This is a genomic window from Cupriavidus sp. HPC(L), from assembly GCF_000307735.3.
Classification (GTDB): domain Bacteria; phylum Pseudomonadota; class Gammaproteobacteria; order Burkholderiales; family Burkholderiaceae; genus Cupriavidus.
Genome location: NZ_AMPR02000112.1, coordinates 39,425 through 57,597 on the forward strand (window position 1 = coordinate 39,425; position 18,173 = coordinate 57,597).

Sequence of the window (18,173 nt, forward strand, 5' to 3'; positions counted from 1 at the left end):
CATGCCGCGGCGACGGCTGCCATGGCGGTTTCTACGGTGTTGCCGCGATCGATCGGCCTGCATATGCTCGCGGTATGCCATTTTCCGGCCGATCGCCAACCATGACCTCGCATCAGCAACCGCCGAAGACCCCGCCCGCATCGATCGATGCCACACCCGGCGCCGGCCGGCCCGGCTACACCCTGCGGCAACTGGTGCTGTATTTCCTGCGCCTTGGCACGCTGGGCTTCGGAGGACCGGTGGCACTGGCCGGCTATATGCACCGCGACCTGGTCGAATCGCGGCAATGGATTGGCGAGGCCGACTACAAGGAGGGCCTTGCGCTCGCACAACTGGCGCCGGGGCCGCTGGCCGCGCAGTTGGCCATCTATCTCGGCTACGTGCATTACCGCATCGTGGGCGCGACGCTGATCGGCATCGCCTTCGTGCTGCCGTCGTTCCTGATGGTGGTGGCGCTGGGCTGGGCGTACGTGCGCTTCGGCGGGCTGACGTGGATGCAGTCCGTGTTCTACGGCGTCAGCGCTGCCGTGATCGGCATCATCGCCATCAGCGCATACAAGCTCACCAGCAAGAGCGTCGGCAAGGACAAGCTGCTGTGGGCCGTCTACCTGGTGCTGGCGGCGGTGACGGTGATCACCGAGTCGGAGATGGCGTGGTTGTTCCTGGCCGCCGGCATTCTGGTCTGGTTCTGGCGGGCGCCGCCTCGATGGCTTCCCAACCGGCTGAACGCGGCAGCCGCGGCGCCGATTGCCGCCTCGGGCGGCTTGCTGAGCACCATCGACTGGCCGCTGCTGACGCAGATCGGGCTGTTCTTCGCGAAGGCCGGCGCCTTTGTGTTCGGCTCGGGGCTGGCCATCGTGCCGTTCCTGTATGGCGGCGTGGTCACCGAACACCAGTGGCTCAACGAGAGGCAGTTCGTCGACGCGGTGGCGGTGGCCATGATCACGCCGGGTCCCGTCGTCATCACGGTCGGCTTTATCGGCTATCTGATTGCCGGACTGCCCGGTGCGTGCGTGGCCGCGGTCGCCACCTTCCTGCCGTGCTACCTGTTCACCATCCTGCCGGCGCCGTACTTCAAGAAATACGGCAAGTTGCCCGGCATCCTCGCCTTCGTCGATGGGGTGACCGCGGCCGCGATCGGCGCGATTTCCGGCGCGGTGATCGTGCTGGCCAAGCGTTCGATCGTCGACGTGCCTACCGCCCTGGTGGCGCTGATTACGGTCGTCTTGCTGCTGAAGTTCAAAAGGTTGACGGAACCGGTGATCGTCTTTGGCGCCGCCGTGATCGGCCTGGTGGCCTATCCGCTGCTGCATCACTGAGCCGATAGACGGTTCCTGCCGGCTCTTCGGCGTAGCGCGCGCAAGCACGCTGCTGGTGCCGGTCGCCATACGCTCTGGCCGGCATTTTCGGGGAACATATACGGATTTGTTATACCATCGGGGCGGTCGCGTGCCGCGGCTGCTGCTTGTCTTTTCGTTCCCCGTTTTCCGTTCGAAGTCCCCTGGCATGAAGTTCAAGGAAATCAGTGCGTTCCAGGCCGTGATGCGCTCCGGCTCGATGACCGCGGCAGCGGCCGAACTCTATACCTCCCAGCCCAATATCAGCCGCATGATTGCGCAGCTCGAGCACTCCACCGGGCTGACGCTGTTTGCGCGCAGTGCCGGCCGGCTGACGCCGACCGAGGAGGGACTGGCGTTCCTGCGCGAAGTCGAGCGCGCGTTCGTCGGTCTCGATGCGTTGAAGGACGCGGCCCGCAATATCCGCCAGTTCGGCAAGGGCCGGCTGCGCATTGCCGCGGTGCCATCGCTGGCGATGACGGTGCTGCCGCTGGTGCTGCAGCGTTTTCATGCCGAATTTCCCGACGTCAACGTCGCGATGGAGACCGGCAGCACGCAGCTGGTTGCCGACCGCGTCGGCAGCCGCTACTGCGACCTGGGCCTGGTGTCCTTCCTGCCGCCGGCCGCGGTGACCGAGTCCCAGCCGATCGCGCAGCTCGCCGGATGCTGCGTGGTGCCGCCAGGGCACCGGCTCGCCGAACGGGAAGTCATCACGCCCGCGGACCTGGCCGGCGAATCGTTCATCTCGATGAGCCACGGCGATGGCCTGCGCGCCGCCGTCGACGCCGCCTTTGCCGGCGATGACCAGCGCGTGATGCATTTCGAGACGCCCTATGGCGCCACCATCTGCAAGCTGGTGGGCCTCGGGCTCGGCGTGGGGATCGTCAACCCGCTCGTCGCGCGCGAGCATGCCGGCGAAGTGGTGGTTCGGCCGTTTCAGCCGCAGATTCCGTTCGTCAGCTATCTGCTGCTGGCGCGCAACCGGCCCGTCAACGTGCTGGTGGACCGGTTTACCGAGCGGATGATCGAGGTGATCGACGCCGAAATGACATCGCTGCCGCCGGGCCTATCAGGTTATTGCATGGGAGCCTGACGGACTCGTATTTGCCGCTGCGGCGCACGCGCCGCATACTCGCTCGAACCGACACACCGGGTCCGATCCAATGCCGATCGGGCGATTTGACCGGTGGCATCACGATTCCTGCGAGACCCACATGAGATTCACCAGGGCCCAAGGCCCGCATCGTTCGCTGCGGAGGCGCGCCTGATGACGGCAGCCTCCACCTCCCGATATCCGTTGTTCGACGTTGCCGTGGTTGGCGCTGGCCTGGTCGGCTCGGCGCTGGCCTATGGGCTGCGCCAGCATGCCGGTTCGATCGCCGTGCTCGACGAGGGCGATATCGCGCTGCGGGCGTCCCGCGGCAATTTCGGCCTGGTCTGGCTGCAGAGCAAGGGCTATGGCATGGGCGCCTACAGCCGCTGGACCCTGAAGTCCACGCGGCTGTGGCCGACGCTGGCGGCCGACCTGCTGCAGGAGACCGGCATCGACGTCGCGCTCGAGCAGAAGGGCGGGCTGACGCCGCTGATGGGCGACTACGAGATCGAGGCGCGGCTGGCGTGGGTCAACACGCTGATGTCGCAGCCGGACGTCGAGCCTTATGAGTGGAAGCTGCTGGACCACCATCAGGCCGCGTCGCTGGTGCCGGGCCTCGGACCGGATGTCACCGGCGCGATCTGGACCCCGCACGACGGCATCGTCAATCCGCTGAAGCTGCTGCGCGCGTTCCATACCGCGTTCAGCACCAGCGGAGTGCAATACCTGCCGCACCACGGCGTGACCGGCATCGTGCAGCAAGCCGGCGGCGAATTCGTGCTGACCACCGCCAACGGGGTCGTGCGTGCGCGCAAGGTGGTGCTGGCCGGCGGACTGCGCAATGGCGATCTGGGCCGCATGGTCGGCATCGATCTGCCGATGGCCCCGCAACGCGGCCAGATCCTGGTCCTCGAACGGACGCGCCGGCTGCTCGATACGCCGATGGTCACGCTGCGCCAGAACGACGAGGGCAGCTGGCTGGTCGGCGACTCGCAGGAAGACGCCGGCTACAACGACCACGTCACCACGCTGCCCGTGCTGGCCACGCTGGCCGACCGCGCCGTGCGTACGCTGCCCGCGCTGCGCGACGTGCGCGCGGTGCGCGCCTGGTCCGCGCTGCGCGTGCGGGCCAAGGACGGCTTCCCGGTCTACGAGCAATCGGGCACGCACCCTGGCGCGTTCGTCGTGACCTGCCACAGTGGCGTGACGCTGGCGGCAACGCATGCGCTGCACCTGGCCCCGATCATCGCCGCCGGCGAACTGCCGCCCGAGCTGGCCACTTTCTCGACCCGGAGGTTTCATGTTCCGAAGAATTGACGCGGTCGTCTCGCAAGCGGCGGACCGCAAGGTGCGGGTCACGGTCGATGGTGCCTCGCTGGAATGCCGCGAGGGCGACAGCGTCGCCGCGGCGCTGTTTGCGGCCGGCGTGCTCGCCTGCCGGGACACCGCGGTGTCCGGCGCCGCGCGCGGACCGTTCTGCATGATGGGCGTCTGCTACGACTGCCTGGTGCGCATCGACGGCCGGCCCAACCAGCAGGCCTGCATGACCCCGGTGCGCGAGGGCATGACGGTGGAGCGCCAGCTTGGCGCGCGCGAGGTGGCCGCATGAGCGGGGACATCATGACCTGCGACCTGCTCGTGGTCGGCGCAGGCCCCGCGGGCCTCGCCGCCGCGACGCGTGCCCCCGGGCTCGGCCTGTCGACGGTGCTGATCGACGAGCAGCCGGCGCCGGGCGGGCAGATCTATCGCGCCATCGGCAATACGCCGGTGCGCAATCGCGCGATCCTCGGCGAAGACTACTGGCATGGCGAGAGCCTGCTCGAACCGTTCGCCAGAAGCGGGGCGCGGCATCTGTCCGGCGCCACCGTGTGGTCGATCAACGCCCACGAGGGGCAGGCCGCGGCTGGCGCCGAAGGGCAGGGCGAGGGCCCGCGTGCCGGCTTCGAGGTCGCCTATTCGATCGCCCGGCCCGGCCAGGACCCGCAGGCCGCGCTGCTGCATTGCCGCCATATCGTGCTGGCCACCGGCGCGCAGGAACGGCCATTCCCGATTCCGGGCTGGACGTTGCCGGGCGTCATCACCGCGGGCGCGGCGCAGATCCTGCTGAAGACCTCGGGCGTCGTGCCGGAGGGGCGCACGGTGCTGGTCGGCGGCGGTCCGCTGCTCTATCTGCTGGCGTGGCAGTACCTGAATGCGGGCGTCAAGCTCGAAGCCATTCTCGAAACCACCGACGCCGGCCAATGGCGCAAGGCGCTGCCGCATGCCTGGGGCTTCCTGCGTTCGCCTTATCTCGGCAAGGGGCTGAAGCTGCTGCGCAAGGTCCGCAAGGCGGTGCCGATCGTCAACGGCGTGACGGCGCTCGAAGCGCTGGCCGGTTCCGACGGCAAGGTCGCTCAATTGCGCTACCGGGCCGGAGGGCAGGACCGCACGATCGCGGTCGACCAGGTGCTGCTGCACCAGGGCGTCGTGCCCAATACCAATCTGTCCCGCGCGGCCGGCGCCGAGCACGCATGGAACGAGCGGCAGGACTGCTGGGAACCCGTGGTGGACGCCTGGGGCGCGACCTCGGTGCCGCACCTGACCATTGCCGGCGATGGCGCCGGCATCGCGGGGGCGGTGGCTGCGGAGCATCGCGGCCGGATCGCGGCGCTGCATGCCGCCGCGGACCTCGGCCGGATCGGCATTGCCACGCGCGACAGCGAGGCCTCGGCGCATGTTGCGGCGCTCGCCCGGGCGACGCGCGGGCGCGAGTTCTTCGAGATCCTGTATCGCCCGCTGGCCCAGTTCCGGCGCCCGGTCGGCGACACCATCGTCTGCCGCTGCGAGGAGGCCACCGCGGAACAGGTGCGCCACGCCGCGCGCATCGGCTGCCAGGGTCCGAACCAGCTGAAGGCGTTCCTGCGCTGCGGCATGGGTCCTTGCCAGGGGCGTTTCTGCGGGCTGACCGTCACCGAGCTGATCGCCGACGAGCAGCAACGCCATCCGCGCGACGTGGGCTACTACCGGCTGCGTTTCCCGACCAAGCCGGTGACGCTCGGCGAGATCGCGACGCTGCCGCAGACGCAGGCATCGCGCGAGGCCGTGGTGCGCTTCAAGAAATGAAGCGACGCATGGCGATGCAGCACACCGGCCCGCACGGCGGGCCGGCCTGAATACAGCAACACCACAATAAGCGAGCAAGGCCGGAGCGCCCCGTGGCATGCCGAGTCTTGCCGATTGCACCAGCACAGCGACGAAACCTGAGAGCACTCCCCAAACTATCTATCGAGGTTCAACCATGGCGTTTTCCAAGATTGTCCCGGCTCTCGCCCTCGCATTGGCCGCCACCCATGGCATCGCGCAGGACTTGCCGGCGGGCCCCATCCGGATGCTGGTCGGCTTTGCACCCGGCGGCGGCAACGATGTGATTGCCCGCCTGGTTTCGACGCAGTTTCAGTTGAATACCAAGACCACCGTCGTGGTCGAAAACAAGCCCGGTGGCGGCAGCACGATCGCGACCGCCGAGATGACGCGCGGCAAGCCCGATGGCTCGGTGCTGCTGCTCGGTTCGGTGGGCGGGCAGGCGATTGCGCCGTCGATCTACAGCAAGCTGCCTTACGATCCGGTCAAGGGCGTGCAGCCGGTTTCGCTGGTCGCCAAGTCCGCCAACGCGCTGGTCGTCAACAACGATCTGCCGGTCAAGACCGTGCAGGAGCTGGTGGCCTATGCCAAGGCCAATCCCGGCAAGCTGAACGTGACGTCGCCGGGCAACGGCACCATCTCGCACCTGTCGGCCGAGCTGTTCAAGAGCATGGCCGGCGTCTCGATCACGCACGTGCCGTACCGCGGCGATGCGCCGGCGATGCAGGACGTGATGGCGGGCCAGGCGCAGATGACGTTCGCCAGCCTGCCGTCGGCGAAGGCCGGCGCGGATTCCGGCAAGGTCCGCATTCTGGCGGTCACCAGCACCAAGCGCGTCGAGACGATGCCAAACGTACCGACGATCGCCGAATCGGGCGTGCCGGGCTATGAGGTCGTGTCGTGGTACGGCGTGTTCACCACCGGCGGCACGCCGATGCCGACGGTCAACCGCCTTGCACAGGAAATCGCCGCGGTGATCGCCCAGCCGTCCATCCGCGACGCGATCGCCAAGCAGGGCATGGAGCCGAGCGCGCTCGGTCCGGTCGAGTTCACGCAGCTGGTCAATCGCGACACGCAGAAGTGGGCCAAGGTCGTGAAGACCGTCGGCATCAAGCTGGACTGAATGGCCTGCGGTCCGCTGGCCGGCGGACCTGCCGCCGCCGCGAGGCTGTGCGGCGCGACGCCGAACCTGGTGCCGGTCCGGTAGCGCGTGGCGATGTATTCCTTCCCGGAATACATCGCCGAAAAATCTTCACGCCGGACTTCGCGCGCTACTCCATACTCGCTGCATCATCGAACGCAGCGATCGTGGAGGAGCACCGTGAGAATTGCATGCGCATGGATCTTGATGGCGGGCGCGCTGGGCATGTCGATGCCGTCGGCACAGGCGGCGTGGCCCGAGAAGCCGATCAAGCTGATCGTACCGACCGCGGCCGGCGGTGCCCCCGACATCGTTGCCCGCCTGTTCGGCGACGCGCTGTCCAAGCGGCTGGGCCAGGCCATCGTCGTCGAAAACCGGCCCGGTGCCGGTGGCAATATCGGCATGCAGGCCCTGCTGCAGGCGCCCGCCGACGGCTACACCATCGCCTACGGCAACAACGCCACGCTGGCGACCAACCGGTTCCTCTATAGCAAGCTGCCGTACGATCCGGACAAGCTCGTGCCCATCGTCGGGCTCGTGACGACGTTCAATATCCTCGCGGTCAACAACGCGCTGCCGGTCAAGTCCGTGCGCGAGCTGATCGCCTATGCGCAGGCCAATCCCGGCAAGCTGTCGATGGGGTCCGCCGGCAATGGCACGACCAGCCATCTGGGCGGTGAGTTGTTCAAGACCCTGGCCCATCTCAATATCGAGCACGTGCCATACAAGGGCAGCACGCCGGCGCTGCAGGACCTGGTCGGCAATAACGTGCACCTGATGTTCGACAACGTGCCGTCGATCGGGCCCTATGTCAGCAGCAACAAGGTGCGGGCGCTTGCCGTGACATCGACCAGGCGCTCACCGCATTTCCCGCAGGTGCCGACGATGGACGAAGCCGGCATCAAGGGCTACGAATTGACCGCATGGGCCGGCCTGGTCGGTGCGCCCGGCATGCCGGCCGAGGTGGTCGACCGGCTCAATCGCGAGGTCAATGCGGTGATTCGTGATCCCGGTTTCCGTGCGCAGCTGGACCGGCTTTCGTTCGAACCGCTGGGCGGATCGCCGCGCGACTTCCAGGCGCTGGTGACATCGGAGACCGTGAAGTTCGGCGAGCTGGTGCGCAAGAGCGGCGCCAAGGTCGATTGAGGGCGAACGGCATGCCATCTCATTTCGATCTGATCATCCGCAACGGCGACCTGATCGACGGCAGCGGCGCGCCCCGACGCTGCGCCGACGTGGCGGTGCGCGACGGCGTCATCGCCGCGATCGGCGTCGCGCCCGACGCCACCGCCGACGAGGTCGTCGATGCCGCCGGCATGGTCGTCGCGCCCGGATTCATCGACACCCATACGCACGACGACTGGATGGTCTTCCAGTCGCCGCAGATGCTGCCCAAGGTAACGCAGGGCGTCACCACGATCATCGCGGGCAACTGCGGCATCAGCCTGTTTCCGCTGGTCACCGACACGATTCCGCCCGCGCCGCTCGACATCATGCGCGGCGGCTTCGTCTTCGAGTCGGTGAGGGACTACCGCGAGGCGTTCGCCGCGCGGCCGGCCGCCGTCAACGTATCGGTGCTGGTCGGCCAATCGACGCTGCGCGCGCGGCGTGTGGGAGAGCTGGGACGCCCCGCGCGCGACGATGAGATCGAACACATGCGGCGCGACGTGGAGCAGGCCCTGCTGGAGGGCGCGATCGGCGTTTCCACCGGCACCTTCTATCCGCCGTCGGCGGCGGCGCCCGAGCAGGAGATCCTGCGGATGTGCGAGCCGATGCGGCGGCTGGGCGGCGTGTTGGTCTCGCATATGCGCGACGAAAGCGACAAGGTCGCCGAGGCGATCGACGAGACCGCCCGCCTGGGCCGCGCGCTCGATGTGCCGACCGTGATCTCGCACCACAAGCTGGTCGGCAAGCGCAATCACGGCCGCAGCCGCGAGACGCTGGCGCAGGTGCGGGAACTGGCGCAGAACATGCCGCTCTGCATGGACTGCTATCCGTACGCGGCGTCGTCGACCATGTTGCGCCCGGAACGGGTGGACCAGTGCGACCGCATCCTGATCACATGGTCTGCCTCGCATCCCGAGGCGGCGGGCCGATATCTGGAGGATCTGGCGCGGGAGTGGCAGCGTTCGCGGCGGGAGGTGGCCGAGGCCTTGCTGCCCGGCGGCGCGGTGTACTTCATCATGGACGAAGGCGATGTGCGGGACATCCTGCGCTACCCCGACACGATGATCGGCTCCGACGGCATTCCGTCCGACGAAACGCCGCATCCCCGCCTGTGGGGAACCTTCCCCCGCGTGTTGGGGCTGTACTCGCGCGAGCTTGGCTTGTTCCCGCTCGAGCGCGCCGTTTACAAGATGACCGGTCTGCCCGCACAGCGCTTCGGACTGCAGGGAAGGGGCCACCTCGCCGTCGGCAAGGTCGCCGACATCGCGGTGTTCGATCCGGCAACCGTCCGCGACTGCGCGACCTTCGATGCGCCCACGCAGCCGTCGGTCGGCATCCGGGACGTATTCGTGGCGGGGCAGGCGACGCTGCGCGATGGCGTGCCCACCGCCAACCGGCCCGGACGCTTCGTGACGTCGACCCTGGTCAGGTCGGGCGCGCCGGCGTGAGCCGATGTCGCGGGCGGTGCGCGTCAGCCTTGGCCGTCTGCAGCAGCCAGTCGAGAAAGGTGACGAGGGTAGGGTTGGCGCGCTTCTCGTCGAGGCAGACGAAGTAGTACGACTTCGGCGACAGATAGCTGATGTCCGACAGCCGGATCAGCCGGCCGGCCCGCAGGTCGTCGCCGGCCACGAATTCCGGCAGCAGCGCGATGCCCATGCCGCTGACCGCGGCCTGCAGGCCCATGGTGAGCAGCCCGTAACGCGGACCGTCACCCGGCCTGGCCACCTTGGCGCCGATCTGTGCGAGATAGGCCGGCCATGCGTCCAGCGCGGTATGTTGATGGAGCAGCGGCAACTGCCGCAGCGCCTGCGCCAACGAGCCACCGCGTGGCAGCCGGTCCGGCGCACACACCGGGAACAGCTCCAGCGGCATGACCTCGACGCCGAAATGGCCGGGCGGGGGTCCGCCGCAGTACATGATGGCGGCGTCCAGGCCGCTGTGGGGCAGGTCGACAGGCCCGACCTTGGTGGTGATGTTCAGCTGGATCTGCGGATGCTGCTTGGCAAACTGCAGCATGCGCGGCAGCAGCCAGATGTTGCCCAGCGAGACCGGCACCGACAGGTCGAGCCGCCCGCCGGACCCGCGGCCGGTGAGCACTTCGAGCGTGGCTTCCTCGAGCAGGGTCAATACCTGTCTGACGCGCTTCAGATACTCCGCGCCGGTCGCGGTCGCGACGACGCCGCCCTTGCGCCGGTCGAGCAGCCGCACGCCGAGGAAGTTTTCCAGCTCCGTCAGCTGCTTGCTGACCGCGCTCTGCGTCAGGCACAGCTCGTCGGCGGCCTCGGTCACGCTTCCCTTGCGCACGGTCGCTTCGAGAGCGACCAGATTGGCAAGGGCAGGCAGGTTCCGGCTGGTGGTGCTTTTCATCGCGACATCCTCGGGGCGGGCGGCAGCGTTCGGTGCCATGGCGGAAAACCGGGGCTGCGCCATTGTCGTTCATGTATTCCGTGAAGGAAACCAACACGATGTCCGATCGTTCTGCGGATGAAAGGGCCACCACCGCTGATCCGGCGGCCACCAGCGAGATGGCCCCGGCATCCGATGTCTTCGAATTGCCGATCGCGGAACTGGCGCGCCGCATGGACGCCGGCACGCTGACCGCCGAACAACTGGTGGCAGGCCACCTGGCACGCATCCAGGCGTTCGATCGCGACGGCCCGTCGATCAATGCGATCAGCCACCTGCACCCCGACGCGCTGCGCGAGGCGGCTCGGCTGGACCGTGAACGGCGGCGGTATGGTGCCAGGAGTCCGCTGCATGGCATCCCGATGGTGGTCAAGGACAATATCGACACCGCGGGATTGCCAACCACGGCCGGCTGCGCGGCACTGTACGACGCGCAGCCCGCGGCCGACGCGCCGGTGGTCGCACGGTTGCGTGCCGCCGGTGCGATCGTGCTCGGCAAGGCCAATATGTCGGAGCTTGCCGCCTCCAATGGACGCTTCGGCTACAGCTCGGCGAGCGGCCTGACGTTGAATCCATACCGGCTGTCCCGCAACGCCAGCGGCTCCAGCAGCGGCACGGGCGCCGCAGTGGCGGCCGGCTTTGCGGTGTTCGGACTCGGCACCGATTCGTTCGGGTCGGTACGCGGACCGGCCTGTGTGCATGCGCTGGTCGGGGTTCGTCCGACCCATGGCCTGCTGGAGGCGGCCGGCGTGCTGCCGCTGGCGCAGTCCTTCGATACGGTAGGACCGCTGGCCCGCAGCGTCGACGACGCGGCGCTGGTGCTGGGGGCGCTGGCCCCGCAAGCCGGCCTTGACCACACCGAGCAACAGCTTGCCGGCCGGCGGCTCGGTATCGTGATGGACTTCAACGGCGCCAACGACGAGATCGACGCGCTGTTTTCGCGAGCATGCGCGGACCTGGTGACTGCCGGTGCGTCCATCGTGCCGGTCGCGCTGCCGGCCGATGCGCGGCAGCTGTACGAGCGTGTGCTGGGCGATATCGCGCGAAGCGAATGGGCAGGGCAGCTCGACCGCTATCTGGCCGCGCTGCCGTCGTCATGCCCGCGCGATACGGCGGCGCTGCTGGCGCGGATCGATGCACTGGAGGGCGATGCGCAAGGTGGCGATGCGCAAGGTGGCGATGCGTCGATGGCCGGCGCGCGAATCGCCGATGCGTCGCGACGCTCACCGAACCCGGTGACGATCGCCGCGCTGCGCCATGCCCTGGCAACGTGCAACGAACCGCCTCGCCTCGGCCTGTCCGCCGCGCGCGCATTCGGCGCTGCGCTGGCCGGCCTGATGCAGTCCAGCGGCTGTGCCGCGCTGGTGTTTCCCACGCTCGCGTGTCCGGCGTCGCCGCGCTTCGATCGCAGCGATCCGACCTACCGCTGCCGCGTCTCCAATCCGCTGGCGGCGATGCACATGGCCAGCGCGGCCGGCTTTCCCGAGATCAGCGTGCCAATGGGCTGGACCGAGGCCGGCGTTCCGGCCGGGCTGTCGCTGCTGGGCCGTGCCGGCGACGACCGCCTGCTGCTCGGCATCGCCCGCGATTACGAGGCGGCGACGCGGCATCGCCGGCCGCCTCCCTTGGGGTAGGAGTTCGTTCCCGGCAACGCGGAGCCACCGCTTAACCGAAAGGATGAGAGCCCGCTACGAATCGACTATCGCTGAACAACCGAAGGACAGCTGCGTCAGGCGATCGCGCTGCCTACCATGTGTTCACGGACTTGCGCGGCAAGTCCCGGCGGGCGAGGCGACAGGCATCCCCGTCTCCCATCCCATTCATCCAGGAGTCATCATGATCGCCAAACACCTCGCTCCCATCCTCGTGGCCTGCGGCCTTGCTTTCGTCAGCGCGCTTGGCTCGGGTCTGGCCAATGCCACCGAGTCGGGCAAGCACCTGGCCAAGGGCGCCCGGCAAGGCTACAACATCGACAAGGCCCGCGACTTCTTCACCGAAGGGGCGCGCTACATCGTCCAACCCGGCAATCGGGCCGGCTTCGCGCGGACTGGCCAGGATCTCACCGGTGTATCCGCGCCTCCGGGGCAGACCCGCGTATGATCGCGGGGCGCCATACCGGCGCCCCTCTCCGACAGCAAGGGGAGGCGAGCCCCGCTCGTGCGGGCAGGGCGAGCGCCGCCGGGATAAAGATGACGCTGGCATGGCTCGGCATCTGCATCGCCAGTTGCGGCATGGCGGTCGCCACCGCGATGTGGACCGCTACCTGAGCGGTCCTTCTCGGGCGGCAGCCTGGTCGTCCTGCGCCGCGTTCGCCGCCAGCAGCGGCAATCGTACGATCATTCTGGCGCCGCCTTCCGGCGGCGATTCGGCTTCGATGCTTCCGCCGTGCGATTCGACGATGTTCCGGCAGATGGACAGGCCCATACCCATCCCGTCGGGCTTGGTGGTGTAGAAGGCGTTGAACAGGTGCTGCATATCGCCGGTCTCGATGCCGGGCCCGGTGTCGCTGACGATCAGCAGCACCGTATTGTCGGGTATGACGCGGCTTGCCAGTGTCAAGCGCCGACGCCCGTTCAAGCCAGACATCGCCTGTGCCGCGTTCACCATCAGGTTGACCAACACCTGCTGCAGCTGGGTCGCGTCTCCATGGATGCGTGCGTTCCCCGCATCGAGATCGAGTACGGCCGACACCTGGTGATCCTGCAGCTCGCGCCGCACGAGCTCGAGCGAGCAGGCGACCAGATCGTCCACGGCGATTTGCACATACTTCGGCTCGGATTTCTGTGCCATCGCGCGGATCTGCCGGATGATGTCGCTCGCGCGGTTGGCGTCGCGGATGATCTGTTCGATCGATGCCGACGCCTCGGCGATATCCGGCTCGGACCGCTGCAGCCAGCGCAGCGCCGAATTTCCGCATGTCGAGATGGCGGCGATCGGCTGTGTCACCTCGTGGGCGATGGACGCCGCGAGCTGGCCCAAGGTCGTGACGCGGGACACGTGCGCCAGCTCGGCCATGGTCCGATGCAGGGCCTGCTGGGTCTGCGTGGCATCGGTGATATCCATCAACGCGCCCACATACTCGTGATTGTCGCCGCTGCTGGCGCTACGGCGGGCAACCAGGTGGACATGCCGCACGGCGCCGTCGGGCATCAGCAGGCGATGCCGCAGGTCGACCGCCGGCGTGCCCCCCAGCATCGCACCGTGTACCCGCTGCACTTCGGCGAGATCGTCCGGGTGCACGCGCACCAGCACCGCGCCGAAGTGCACGGTTTCACCGCATCGATAGCCGAGGATCCGGTAGGCCTCGTCGGACCATACCATCGTGTTGGCTGGCAGCCGGATGGCGATGCTGCCGGTCTTGCTCAGCCTCTGCGCCTCGGCCAGAAAGGCCTCGCTGCGTGCCAGCGCGGTTTCGGTATGGCGCCGCCGTGCCATGTCGGCCAGGTTGCGCAACGCGAGCAGCGTGGTGGTACCAATGGCGAGCACGGCGAAGAGGAAGCGTGCCAGTTGCCCGTGGCCCGGCTCGTGCGGGCTGGGGGAAGCGGCAAAGGCCAATATCGCCAGCAGCAGCGACGCCCCGGCCGCGATGCGCGTGTCACGGATGGAGCCGCTCAGCGCAACCAGCAGGATCACAAGCACATAGACGACCGCGATGGCGAAATCGAGCGGCGTGAACGCGTCGATGACGAAGACGGCAAGCGCCAGGATGCTGGCAGCGCCCTTCAGTAGCCAGTGGGCAGTCGTGTTGTACATGGCGCTTCCATTTGTCCTGACTTTCTTCTTGGGGCGTGCCATCGACAGGGTCACGGTCCGGCCTGGATAGTAGCCTGCAATGTCCGGGTCATGAATCATATGGAAGTATGAGCAAATGTCCATGCATTTCCGAAATGCGCATGGCTTCCGCGGAATCGAGGTCTCCCGTCGGCAGGCATGATGGGGAACGGTCCCAGTGGACCGCCCCGCCTGGTGCGAAGGTGACCCTGTACGGTGCATCGCTCCGGGCCAGTCAGAACCCCTTGCGCAGGAGCCACCATGAGCAATGCCATCCTCGACAATGATCCCGGTCTGGCCGTCGCCGACATCGCCGACCATCTGAACCCGTTGCTGGCGGACGTTTTCGCCCTGTACCTGAAAACCCGGAACTTTCACTGGCACATCTCGGGCCCGCACTTTCGGGACTATCACCTGATGCTGGACGAGCAGTCTCTGCAGATCCTCGCCATGACCGACGACATCGCCGAGCGCGTGCGCAAGATCGGCGGCACCACGCTGCACTCGATCGGCGAGATCGCGCGGCTGCAGCGCCTGCGCGACAACGACGAGATCGACGTCGCACCGCAGACGATGCTGCGCGAGCTCCATGCCGACAACCTGAAACTGGTGGAGGCGATGCTGGACGCGCATGCGATATGCGACGACCACGCGGATGTCGCCACGGCCAGCCTGCTGGAGAACTGGATCGACGAAGCGCAACGCCGGGCCTGGTTCCTGGCCGAAGCCGTGAAGTGACAGCCTTTCGGCCGTGCCATGCAAGAACGCCCTCCCGTACGGAGGGGAGGGCGTTGGCTTGATGCCATGCCGGGGCGGCGCGCCGTCCGGCGCATGGCGTCAGCGGTCGAGGATGCCGGACGATAGCGCCGGCGACGGCGATTCGTGGCGCACCTTGACCCGCCAGCAGTGCGGCGTATCGCCCACGAAGCGCTTGAAGACCGTTGTGAAATGGGCCTGCGAGCGGAAGCCGCAGCGCATGGCCACGTCCAGCACCGTGCCTTCGTCGCCGCGCAGCAGGTCCTGTGCGCGCTCGATGCGGCGGCGCACCAGATACTCGTGAGGACGCATGCCGGTGGCGCGGCGGAACTGCGCGGCAAAATACATCCGGGTCAGGCCAACGCTGCCGGCCATGTCCGCCAGGCCGATCGGAGCCGAAAGATTGGCGTCGATGAACGAGAATGCGCGGCGCAGCCGCCATTGCGGCAAGGCATTGGGAACATGCCGGCTGGTCGCCATGCGCCGGACATGATTGGCGACCACGCGGGCCACGATCGCCTGCGCCACGCTCGCCGCGAACATGCGCCCGACGCCGTGATCGTGCGTGTGTGCCACGGCCATTGCCTGTCCCAGACGTTCCAGCGCCGGATCGGCATAGACAAAGGGGTCGTCCAGCAGCAATCCGCCTTCGCAGCGGTGGCCGAACTGGTCTGCAAAACAGGCTGCCAGCATCGATTGCGGCACGAACAGATGCAGCACGTCGGCCGCCGAAGCGTAGACTGCGCTGGCCGGGGTGCCGGGCGGCGTCACATGGACGGCGCCCGCGGTTAGGCGGCCGTCGAACACCGGGATGCCCGCGCATAGCAGGCGGACCGAACTCGATCGCAGATTCACCGCAATGCAATGGCGCGATGGGTCACCGGTATGCGAGACCGAGAGCGGTGCCTCGCCGTCCCAGGTCCAGCGCGACACCACGATCATCTCGTCGCCGCTTGCCGCCGGGCCGGCAGCATCGGCGGGCTCGCGCCATCGCTGCTCCCGTTGCACGAATGCCGGTACGTAAGCCGCGGCGATACGCGCGGGTTGCGGCATCCCGGCGCGCATGGTATCGGGCCTCTCTCGAACGGTGGTCGATATGTCTTCCATGGCTTGGTTTCCGTGGTTTCCCGCCCTGGCGTGACAAGACGGGAAGGGAGCCAGCGCCGGACCGTGGCCGGAGCCGGCATGACGGCACGGTCAGGCGACGATGCCGCCGTTTACGCGAATCGTCTGACCGTTGATCCAGGCGCCGTCATCGCTGATCAGGAAGGCGACGACCGGCGCCATGTCTGTCGCGTGGCCCAGTCGTCCGAGCGGGGTCATGGCGGCGAATGCCTTCAGCCGATCCTCGCTGTTGGCCTGCAGCAGCAGCTCGGTATCGGTCGGACCCGGTGCCACGGCGTTGACGCGGATGCCGCGCGGGCCGATTTCCTTCGACAGGCTGCGCGTCAGCGCTTCGACCGCCGCCTTGGAGGCGCAGTAGGGACCGTATCCCGCCGGCGCCATGCCGATGACGCTGGTCGACACATTGACGATGCTGCCGTTGTCGCGCAGGCGCAGCGCCGCCAGCTTGCAGCCGTTCAGCACGCCCCGGACATTGATGGCGAACATCCGGTCGAATGTCGCCTCGTCGACGCTGGCGATCGGCGTATTGCGCATCAGCCCGGCGTTGTTGACTAGCACGTCGACGCCGCCGAAATGCCGCTCGGCCGCGTCGAAGACCTGTTCGAAGTCTTCCTTGCGCGAGACGTCGCCCAGCACGGCAAGCGCGCGGCCGCCGGCCGCTTCGATCTCGGCCACGAGGCCAGCGGCGGCGCCCGCATCGGACGCATAGTTGACGATGACATTCATGTCCAGCGATGCCAGCTTGCGGGCGATCTCCGCGCCAATGCCGCGCGATGCGCCGGTGACGATTGCGGTCCTGTTTTTCAGGGAATTCATGGCGAATCTCCGTCGAGAATCGAGTGATGACGCACCGGTCCGCCGCATGCGACGGACCGGCGGGGGCGGTTACTGCGCGAGGTGCTGGCGGATGCCGTCGCCGATCTGCTGCAGGGCGGCCTCGGTGGACGGCACGTGGCGCAGCGCGTTGAGCAGCACGAAGTCGTGAATCGTCCCGTTGTAGCGAACGGCGGCGACATTGACGCCCGCGTCCTTCAGCTTTCGTGCATAGGCCTCGCCCTCGTCGCGCAGCGGATCGTTCTCGGCGGTGACGACGAGAGCCGGCGGCAGGCCCTTGAGCTGCTCGACGCTGGCGCGCAGAGGCGAGACATAGGGGTTGTTGCGCATCGCGGCATCCGGCACATAGAGGTTCCAGCCGTATTCCATGAACGACCGTGCCAGGAAACGGTCCTTGCCGAACTGGTGATACGACGCGGTATCGACACTGGCGTCCGTGGCCGGAATCAGCAGTACCTGATAGCGGATTGCAGGACCATGGCGATCCTTCGCCATCAGCGCCAGCGCCGCCGTCATGTTTCCGCCCACGGAATTGCCGGCGACGGCGATGCGGGTGCCGTCGGCGCCCAGCGCATCCGCATGGGCGGCGATCCACTTCAGCGCCGCGTACGATTCCTCCAGCTGCGTCGGAAATTTGGCTTGCGGCAGTGGGGTGTATTCGACAAACACGCCGACGTGGCCGCTGGCCACGACCATGTCGCGCAGCAGACGCTGGTGATTGGCGAAGTTGCCGACGATCCAGACACCGCCGTGGAGAAACAGCAGCACACCGGGCTTGCCGGTAGTGTGCTCGGGCTTCATCACGTACAGCTTCACGGTTCGGCCATCCTGCGTGATGGTGCGCTCCGTCGTGGTCACGCCCGACATATCGACCTTGGTCTGGCTCTGCAGCCCGGTCAGGATCTCCTGCGGCCTGGGCTGCGGCAGTTCCCAGAACGGGCTGCTGTCCTTGTTCAGTTCCGTCAGGAATGCCCGAACCGGCGGGTCGAGGTGGTCGTCGGCCGACACGGGTTGGGCGGACACTTGGTTGCTCATGATGGTGGCTCCGAGAATGAGTGGGGCGATCTTGTTGAGGCGAATCATTGTTGCCATTCCTCAAGCGAGGTTGTCGGGATATCAGGCGCTGCGCCAGCATCGCCAGTCATTTACGCGCCATCGCGTCCGATCGACCGGCGATGAAAGGATTGTTGGTCGTGTGCCCCGGCAAATCACCTATTCGCGCGTATAGGCCCGGCTGTGCAGCGGCATGATGCGTGATTCCAATTCCCTGATTTCATTCGGAAATTCATCAGAGAATTCGGTGGTTTAGGCGGGCCTATACTTCGGCATGAGCAGGGCTGCCGACCGCATGCCTTCGCTGTGGTCAGGCGATGTCCTGCAGGCCAGGTCGGCCGAAAATCCGCAGCCGACCGCATCGGCCGGC

Annotated in this window: 16 protein-coding genes; 11 read left to right on the forward strand and 5 right to left on the reverse strand. The window is 67.4% G+C overall.

Translation table 11 applies throughout. The features are described from left to right. Window positions 1–101: 101 nt before the first annotated feature. The 8 genes from B551_RS08330 to B551_RS08365 all read left to right on the forward strand — a co-directional run bounded on the left by B551_RS08330 (window position 102) and on the right by B551_RS08365 (window position 9,306). Window positions 102–1,319, forward strand: coding sequence for a chromate transporter (locus B551_RS08330; RefSeq protein ID WP_023263861.1), 1,218 nt, complete (start codon window positions 102–104; stop codon window positions 1,317–1,319). A gap of 187 nt (window positions 1,320–1,506) precedes the next feature. Next, a complete protein-coding gene (locus B551_RS08335; protein ID WP_006577497.1) occupies window positions 1,507–2,430 on the forward strand; it encodes a LysR substrate-binding domain-containing protein in 924 nt (307 codons plus the stop codon). Between the two features lie 174 nt (window positions 2,431–2,604). Further along, window positions 2,605–3,747, forward strand: a complete 1,143-nt coding sequence (locus B551_RS08340) for an FAD-binding oxidoreductase (protein WP_006577498.1) — start codon at window positions 2,605–2,607, stop codon at window positions 3,745–3,747. Next, window positions 3,731–4,039 (forward strand): (2Fe-2S)-binding protein, encoded by a 309-nt coding sequence (locus B551_RS08345; RefSeq protein WP_023263863.1) that lies wholly within the window; start codon window positions 3,731–3,733, stop codon window positions 4,037–4,039. Before B551_RS08340 ends, B551_RS08345 begins: the two co-directional genes overlap by 17 nt. Next, a complete protein-coding gene (locus tag B551_RS08350) occupies window positions 4,036–5,532 on the forward strand; it encodes an NAD(P)/FAD-dependent oxidoreductase (RefSeq protein WP_023263864.1) in 1,497 nt (498 codons plus the stop codon). The genes B551_RS08345 and B551_RS08350 overlap by 4 nt, the downstream gene beginning before the upstream one ends. A 175-nt stretch (window positions 5,533–5,707) precedes the next feature. Next, entirely contained in the window at window positions 5,708–6,673 is a 966-nt protein-coding gene (locus tag B551_RS08355) for a tripartite tricarboxylate transporter substrate binding protein (RefSeq protein ID WP_023263865.1), read from the forward strand. A 198-nt stretch (window positions 6,674–6,871) separates the two neighbouring features. Continuing rightward, entirely contained in the window at window positions 6,872–7,837 is a 966-nt protein-coding gene (locus B551_RS08360; protein ID WP_253281331.1) for a tripartite tricarboxylate transporter substrate binding protein, read from the forward strand. A gap of 11 nt (window positions 7,838–7,848) precedes the next feature. Next, entirely contained in the window at window positions 7,849–9,306 is a 1,458-nt protein-coding gene (locus B551_RS08365) for an amidohydrolase family protein (protein WP_023263867.1), read from the forward strand. Here B551_RS08365 and B551_RS08370 read toward each other — a convergent pair. Continuing rightward, window positions 9,284–10,225: a LysR substrate-binding domain-containing protein gene (locus B551_RS08370; RefSeq protein ID WP_006576150.1), complete on the reverse strand. Its 942-nt coding sequence runs from the start codon at window positions 10,223–10,225 to the stop codon at window positions 9,284–9,286. The two genes, B551_RS08365 and B551_RS08370, sit on opposite strands and share 23 nt — an antisense overlap. A gap of 98 nt (window positions 10,226–10,323) precedes the next feature. Between B551_RS08370 and B551_RS08375 the strand changes: the two genes are divergently transcribed. Together B551_RS08375 and B551_RS08380 are read left to right on the forward strand one after the other, a co-directional pair. After that, entirely contained in the window at window positions 10,324–11,898 is a 1,575-nt protein-coding gene (locus B551_RS08375) for an amidase (RefSeq protein WP_253281332.1), read from the forward strand. 202 nt (window positions 11,899–12,100) lie between these two features. Further along, entirely contained in the window at window positions 12,101–12,364 is a 264-nt protein-coding gene (locus tag B551_RS08380) for a hypothetical protein (protein WP_023263869.1), read from the forward strand. 159 nt (window positions 12,365–12,523) lie between these two features. On the opposite strand, the gene B551_RS08385 is transcribed toward B551_RS08380, so the two are convergent. Then, window positions 12,524–14,017: a sensor histidine kinase gene (locus B551_RS08385; RefSeq protein ID WP_006576152.1), complete on the reverse strand. Its 1,494-nt coding sequence runs from the start codon at window positions 14,015–14,017 to the stop codon at window positions 12,524–12,526. A gap of 279 nt (window positions 14,018–14,296) precedes the next feature. On the opposite strand from B551_RS08385, the gene B551_RS08390 reads away from it, so the two are divergent. Continuing rightward, the gene (locus B551_RS08390) at window positions 14,297–14,773 is read left to right on the forward strand and encodes a Dps family protein (RefSeq protein WP_006576153.1); all 477 of its coding nucleotides are present in this window, start codon (window positions 14,297–14,299) and stop codon (window positions 14,771–14,773) included. A gap of 99 nt (window positions 14,774–14,872) precedes the next feature. Here the strand turns inward: B551_RS08390 and B551_RS08395 are convergent, their stop codons facing one another. The 3 genes from B551_RS08395 to B551_RS08405 form a co-directional block, all read right to left on the reverse strand. Beyond that, the gene (locus B551_RS08395; protein WP_157071935.1) at window positions 14,873–15,898 is read right to left on the reverse strand and encodes an AraC family transcriptional regulator; all 1,026 of its coding nucleotides are present in this window, start codon (window positions 15,896–15,898) and stop codon (window positions 14,873–14,875) included. 90 nt (window positions 15,899–15,988) lie between these two features. Further along, the gene (locus B551_RS08400) at window positions 15,989–16,732 is read right to left on the reverse strand and encodes a glucose 1-dehydrogenase (RefSeq protein WP_006576155.1); all 744 of its coding nucleotides are present in this window, start codon (window positions 16,730–16,732) and stop codon (window positions 15,989–15,991) included. A gap of 69 nt (window positions 16,733–16,801) precedes the next feature. Beyond that, window positions 16,802–17,785 carry an alpha/beta hydrolase gene (locus tag B551_RS08405; protein WP_157071936.1) on the reverse strand — a complete coding sequence of 328 codons (984 nt, stop codon included), beginning with the start codon at window positions 17,783–17,785 and terminating at the stop codon, window positions 16,802–16,804. Between the last annotated feature and the right edge of the window lie 388 nt (window positions 17,786–18,173).

What these genes read in the sequence shown, in the direction of transcription:
- B551_RS08335 (WP_006577497.1), top strand. Translation starts at nt 1,507, where the DNA reads ATGAAGTTCAAGGAAATCAGTGCGTTCCAGGCCGTGATGCGCTCCGGC.
- B551_RS08350 (WP_023263864.1), top strand. Translation starts at nt 4,036, where the DNA reads ATGAGCGGGGACATCATGACCTGCGACCTGCTCGTGGTCGGCGCAGGC.
- B551_RS08400 (WP_006576155.1), bottom strand. Translation starts at nt 16,732, where the DNA reads ATGAATTCCCTGAAAAACAGGACCGCAATCGTCACCGGCGCATCGCGC.
- B551_RS08395 (WP_157071935.1), bottom strand. Translation starts at nt 15,898, where the DNA reads ATGGAAGACATATCGACCACCGTTCGAGAGAGGCCCGATACCATGCGC.
- B551_RS08385 (WP_006576152.1), bottom strand. Translation starts at nt 14,017, where the DNA reads ATGTACAACACGACTGCCCACTGGCTACTGAAGGGCGCTGCCAGCATC.
- B551_RS08380 (WP_023263869.1), top strand. Translation starts at nt 12,101, where the DNA reads ATGATCGCCAAACACCTCGCTCCCATCCTCGTGGCCTGCGGCCTTGCT.
- B551_RS08375 (WP_253281332.1), top strand. Translation starts at nt 10,324, where the DNA reads ATGTCCGATCGTTCTGCGGATGAAAGGGCCACCACCGCTGATCCGGCG.
- B551_RS08345 (WP_023263863.1), top strand. Translation starts at nt 3,731, where the DNA reads ATGTTCCGAAGAATTGACGCGGTCGTCTCGCAAGCGGCGGACCGCAAG.
- B551_RS08340 (WP_006577498.1), top strand. Translation starts at nt 2,605, where the DNA reads ATGACGGCAGCCTCCACCTCCCGATATCCGTTGTTCGACGTTGCCGTG.
- B551_RS08355 (WP_023263865.1), top strand. Translation starts at nt 5,708, where the DNA reads ATGGCGTTTTCCAAGATTGTCCCGGCTCTCGCCCTCGCATTGGCCGCC.
- B551_RS08390 (WP_006576153.1), top strand. Translation starts at nt 14,297, where the DNA reads ATGAGCAATGCCATCCTCGACAATGATCCCGGTCTGGCCGTCGCCGAC.
- B551_RS08370 (WP_006576150.1), bottom strand. Translation starts at nt 10,225, where the DNA reads ATGAAAAGCACCACCAGCCGGAACCTGCCTGCCCTTGCCAATCTGGTC.
- B551_RS08365 (WP_023263867.1), top strand. Translation starts at nt 7,849, where the DNA reads ATGCCATCTCATTTCGATCTGATCATCCGCAACGGCGACCTGATCGAC.
- B551_RS08405 (WP_157071936.1), bottom strand. Translation starts at nt 17,785, where the DNA reads ATGAGCAACCAAGTGTCCGCCCAACCCGTGTCGGCCGACGACCACCTC.
- B551_RS08330 (WP_023263861.1), top strand. Translation starts at nt 102, where the DNA reads ATGACCTCGCATCAGCAACCGCCGAAGACCCCGCCCGCATCGATCGAT.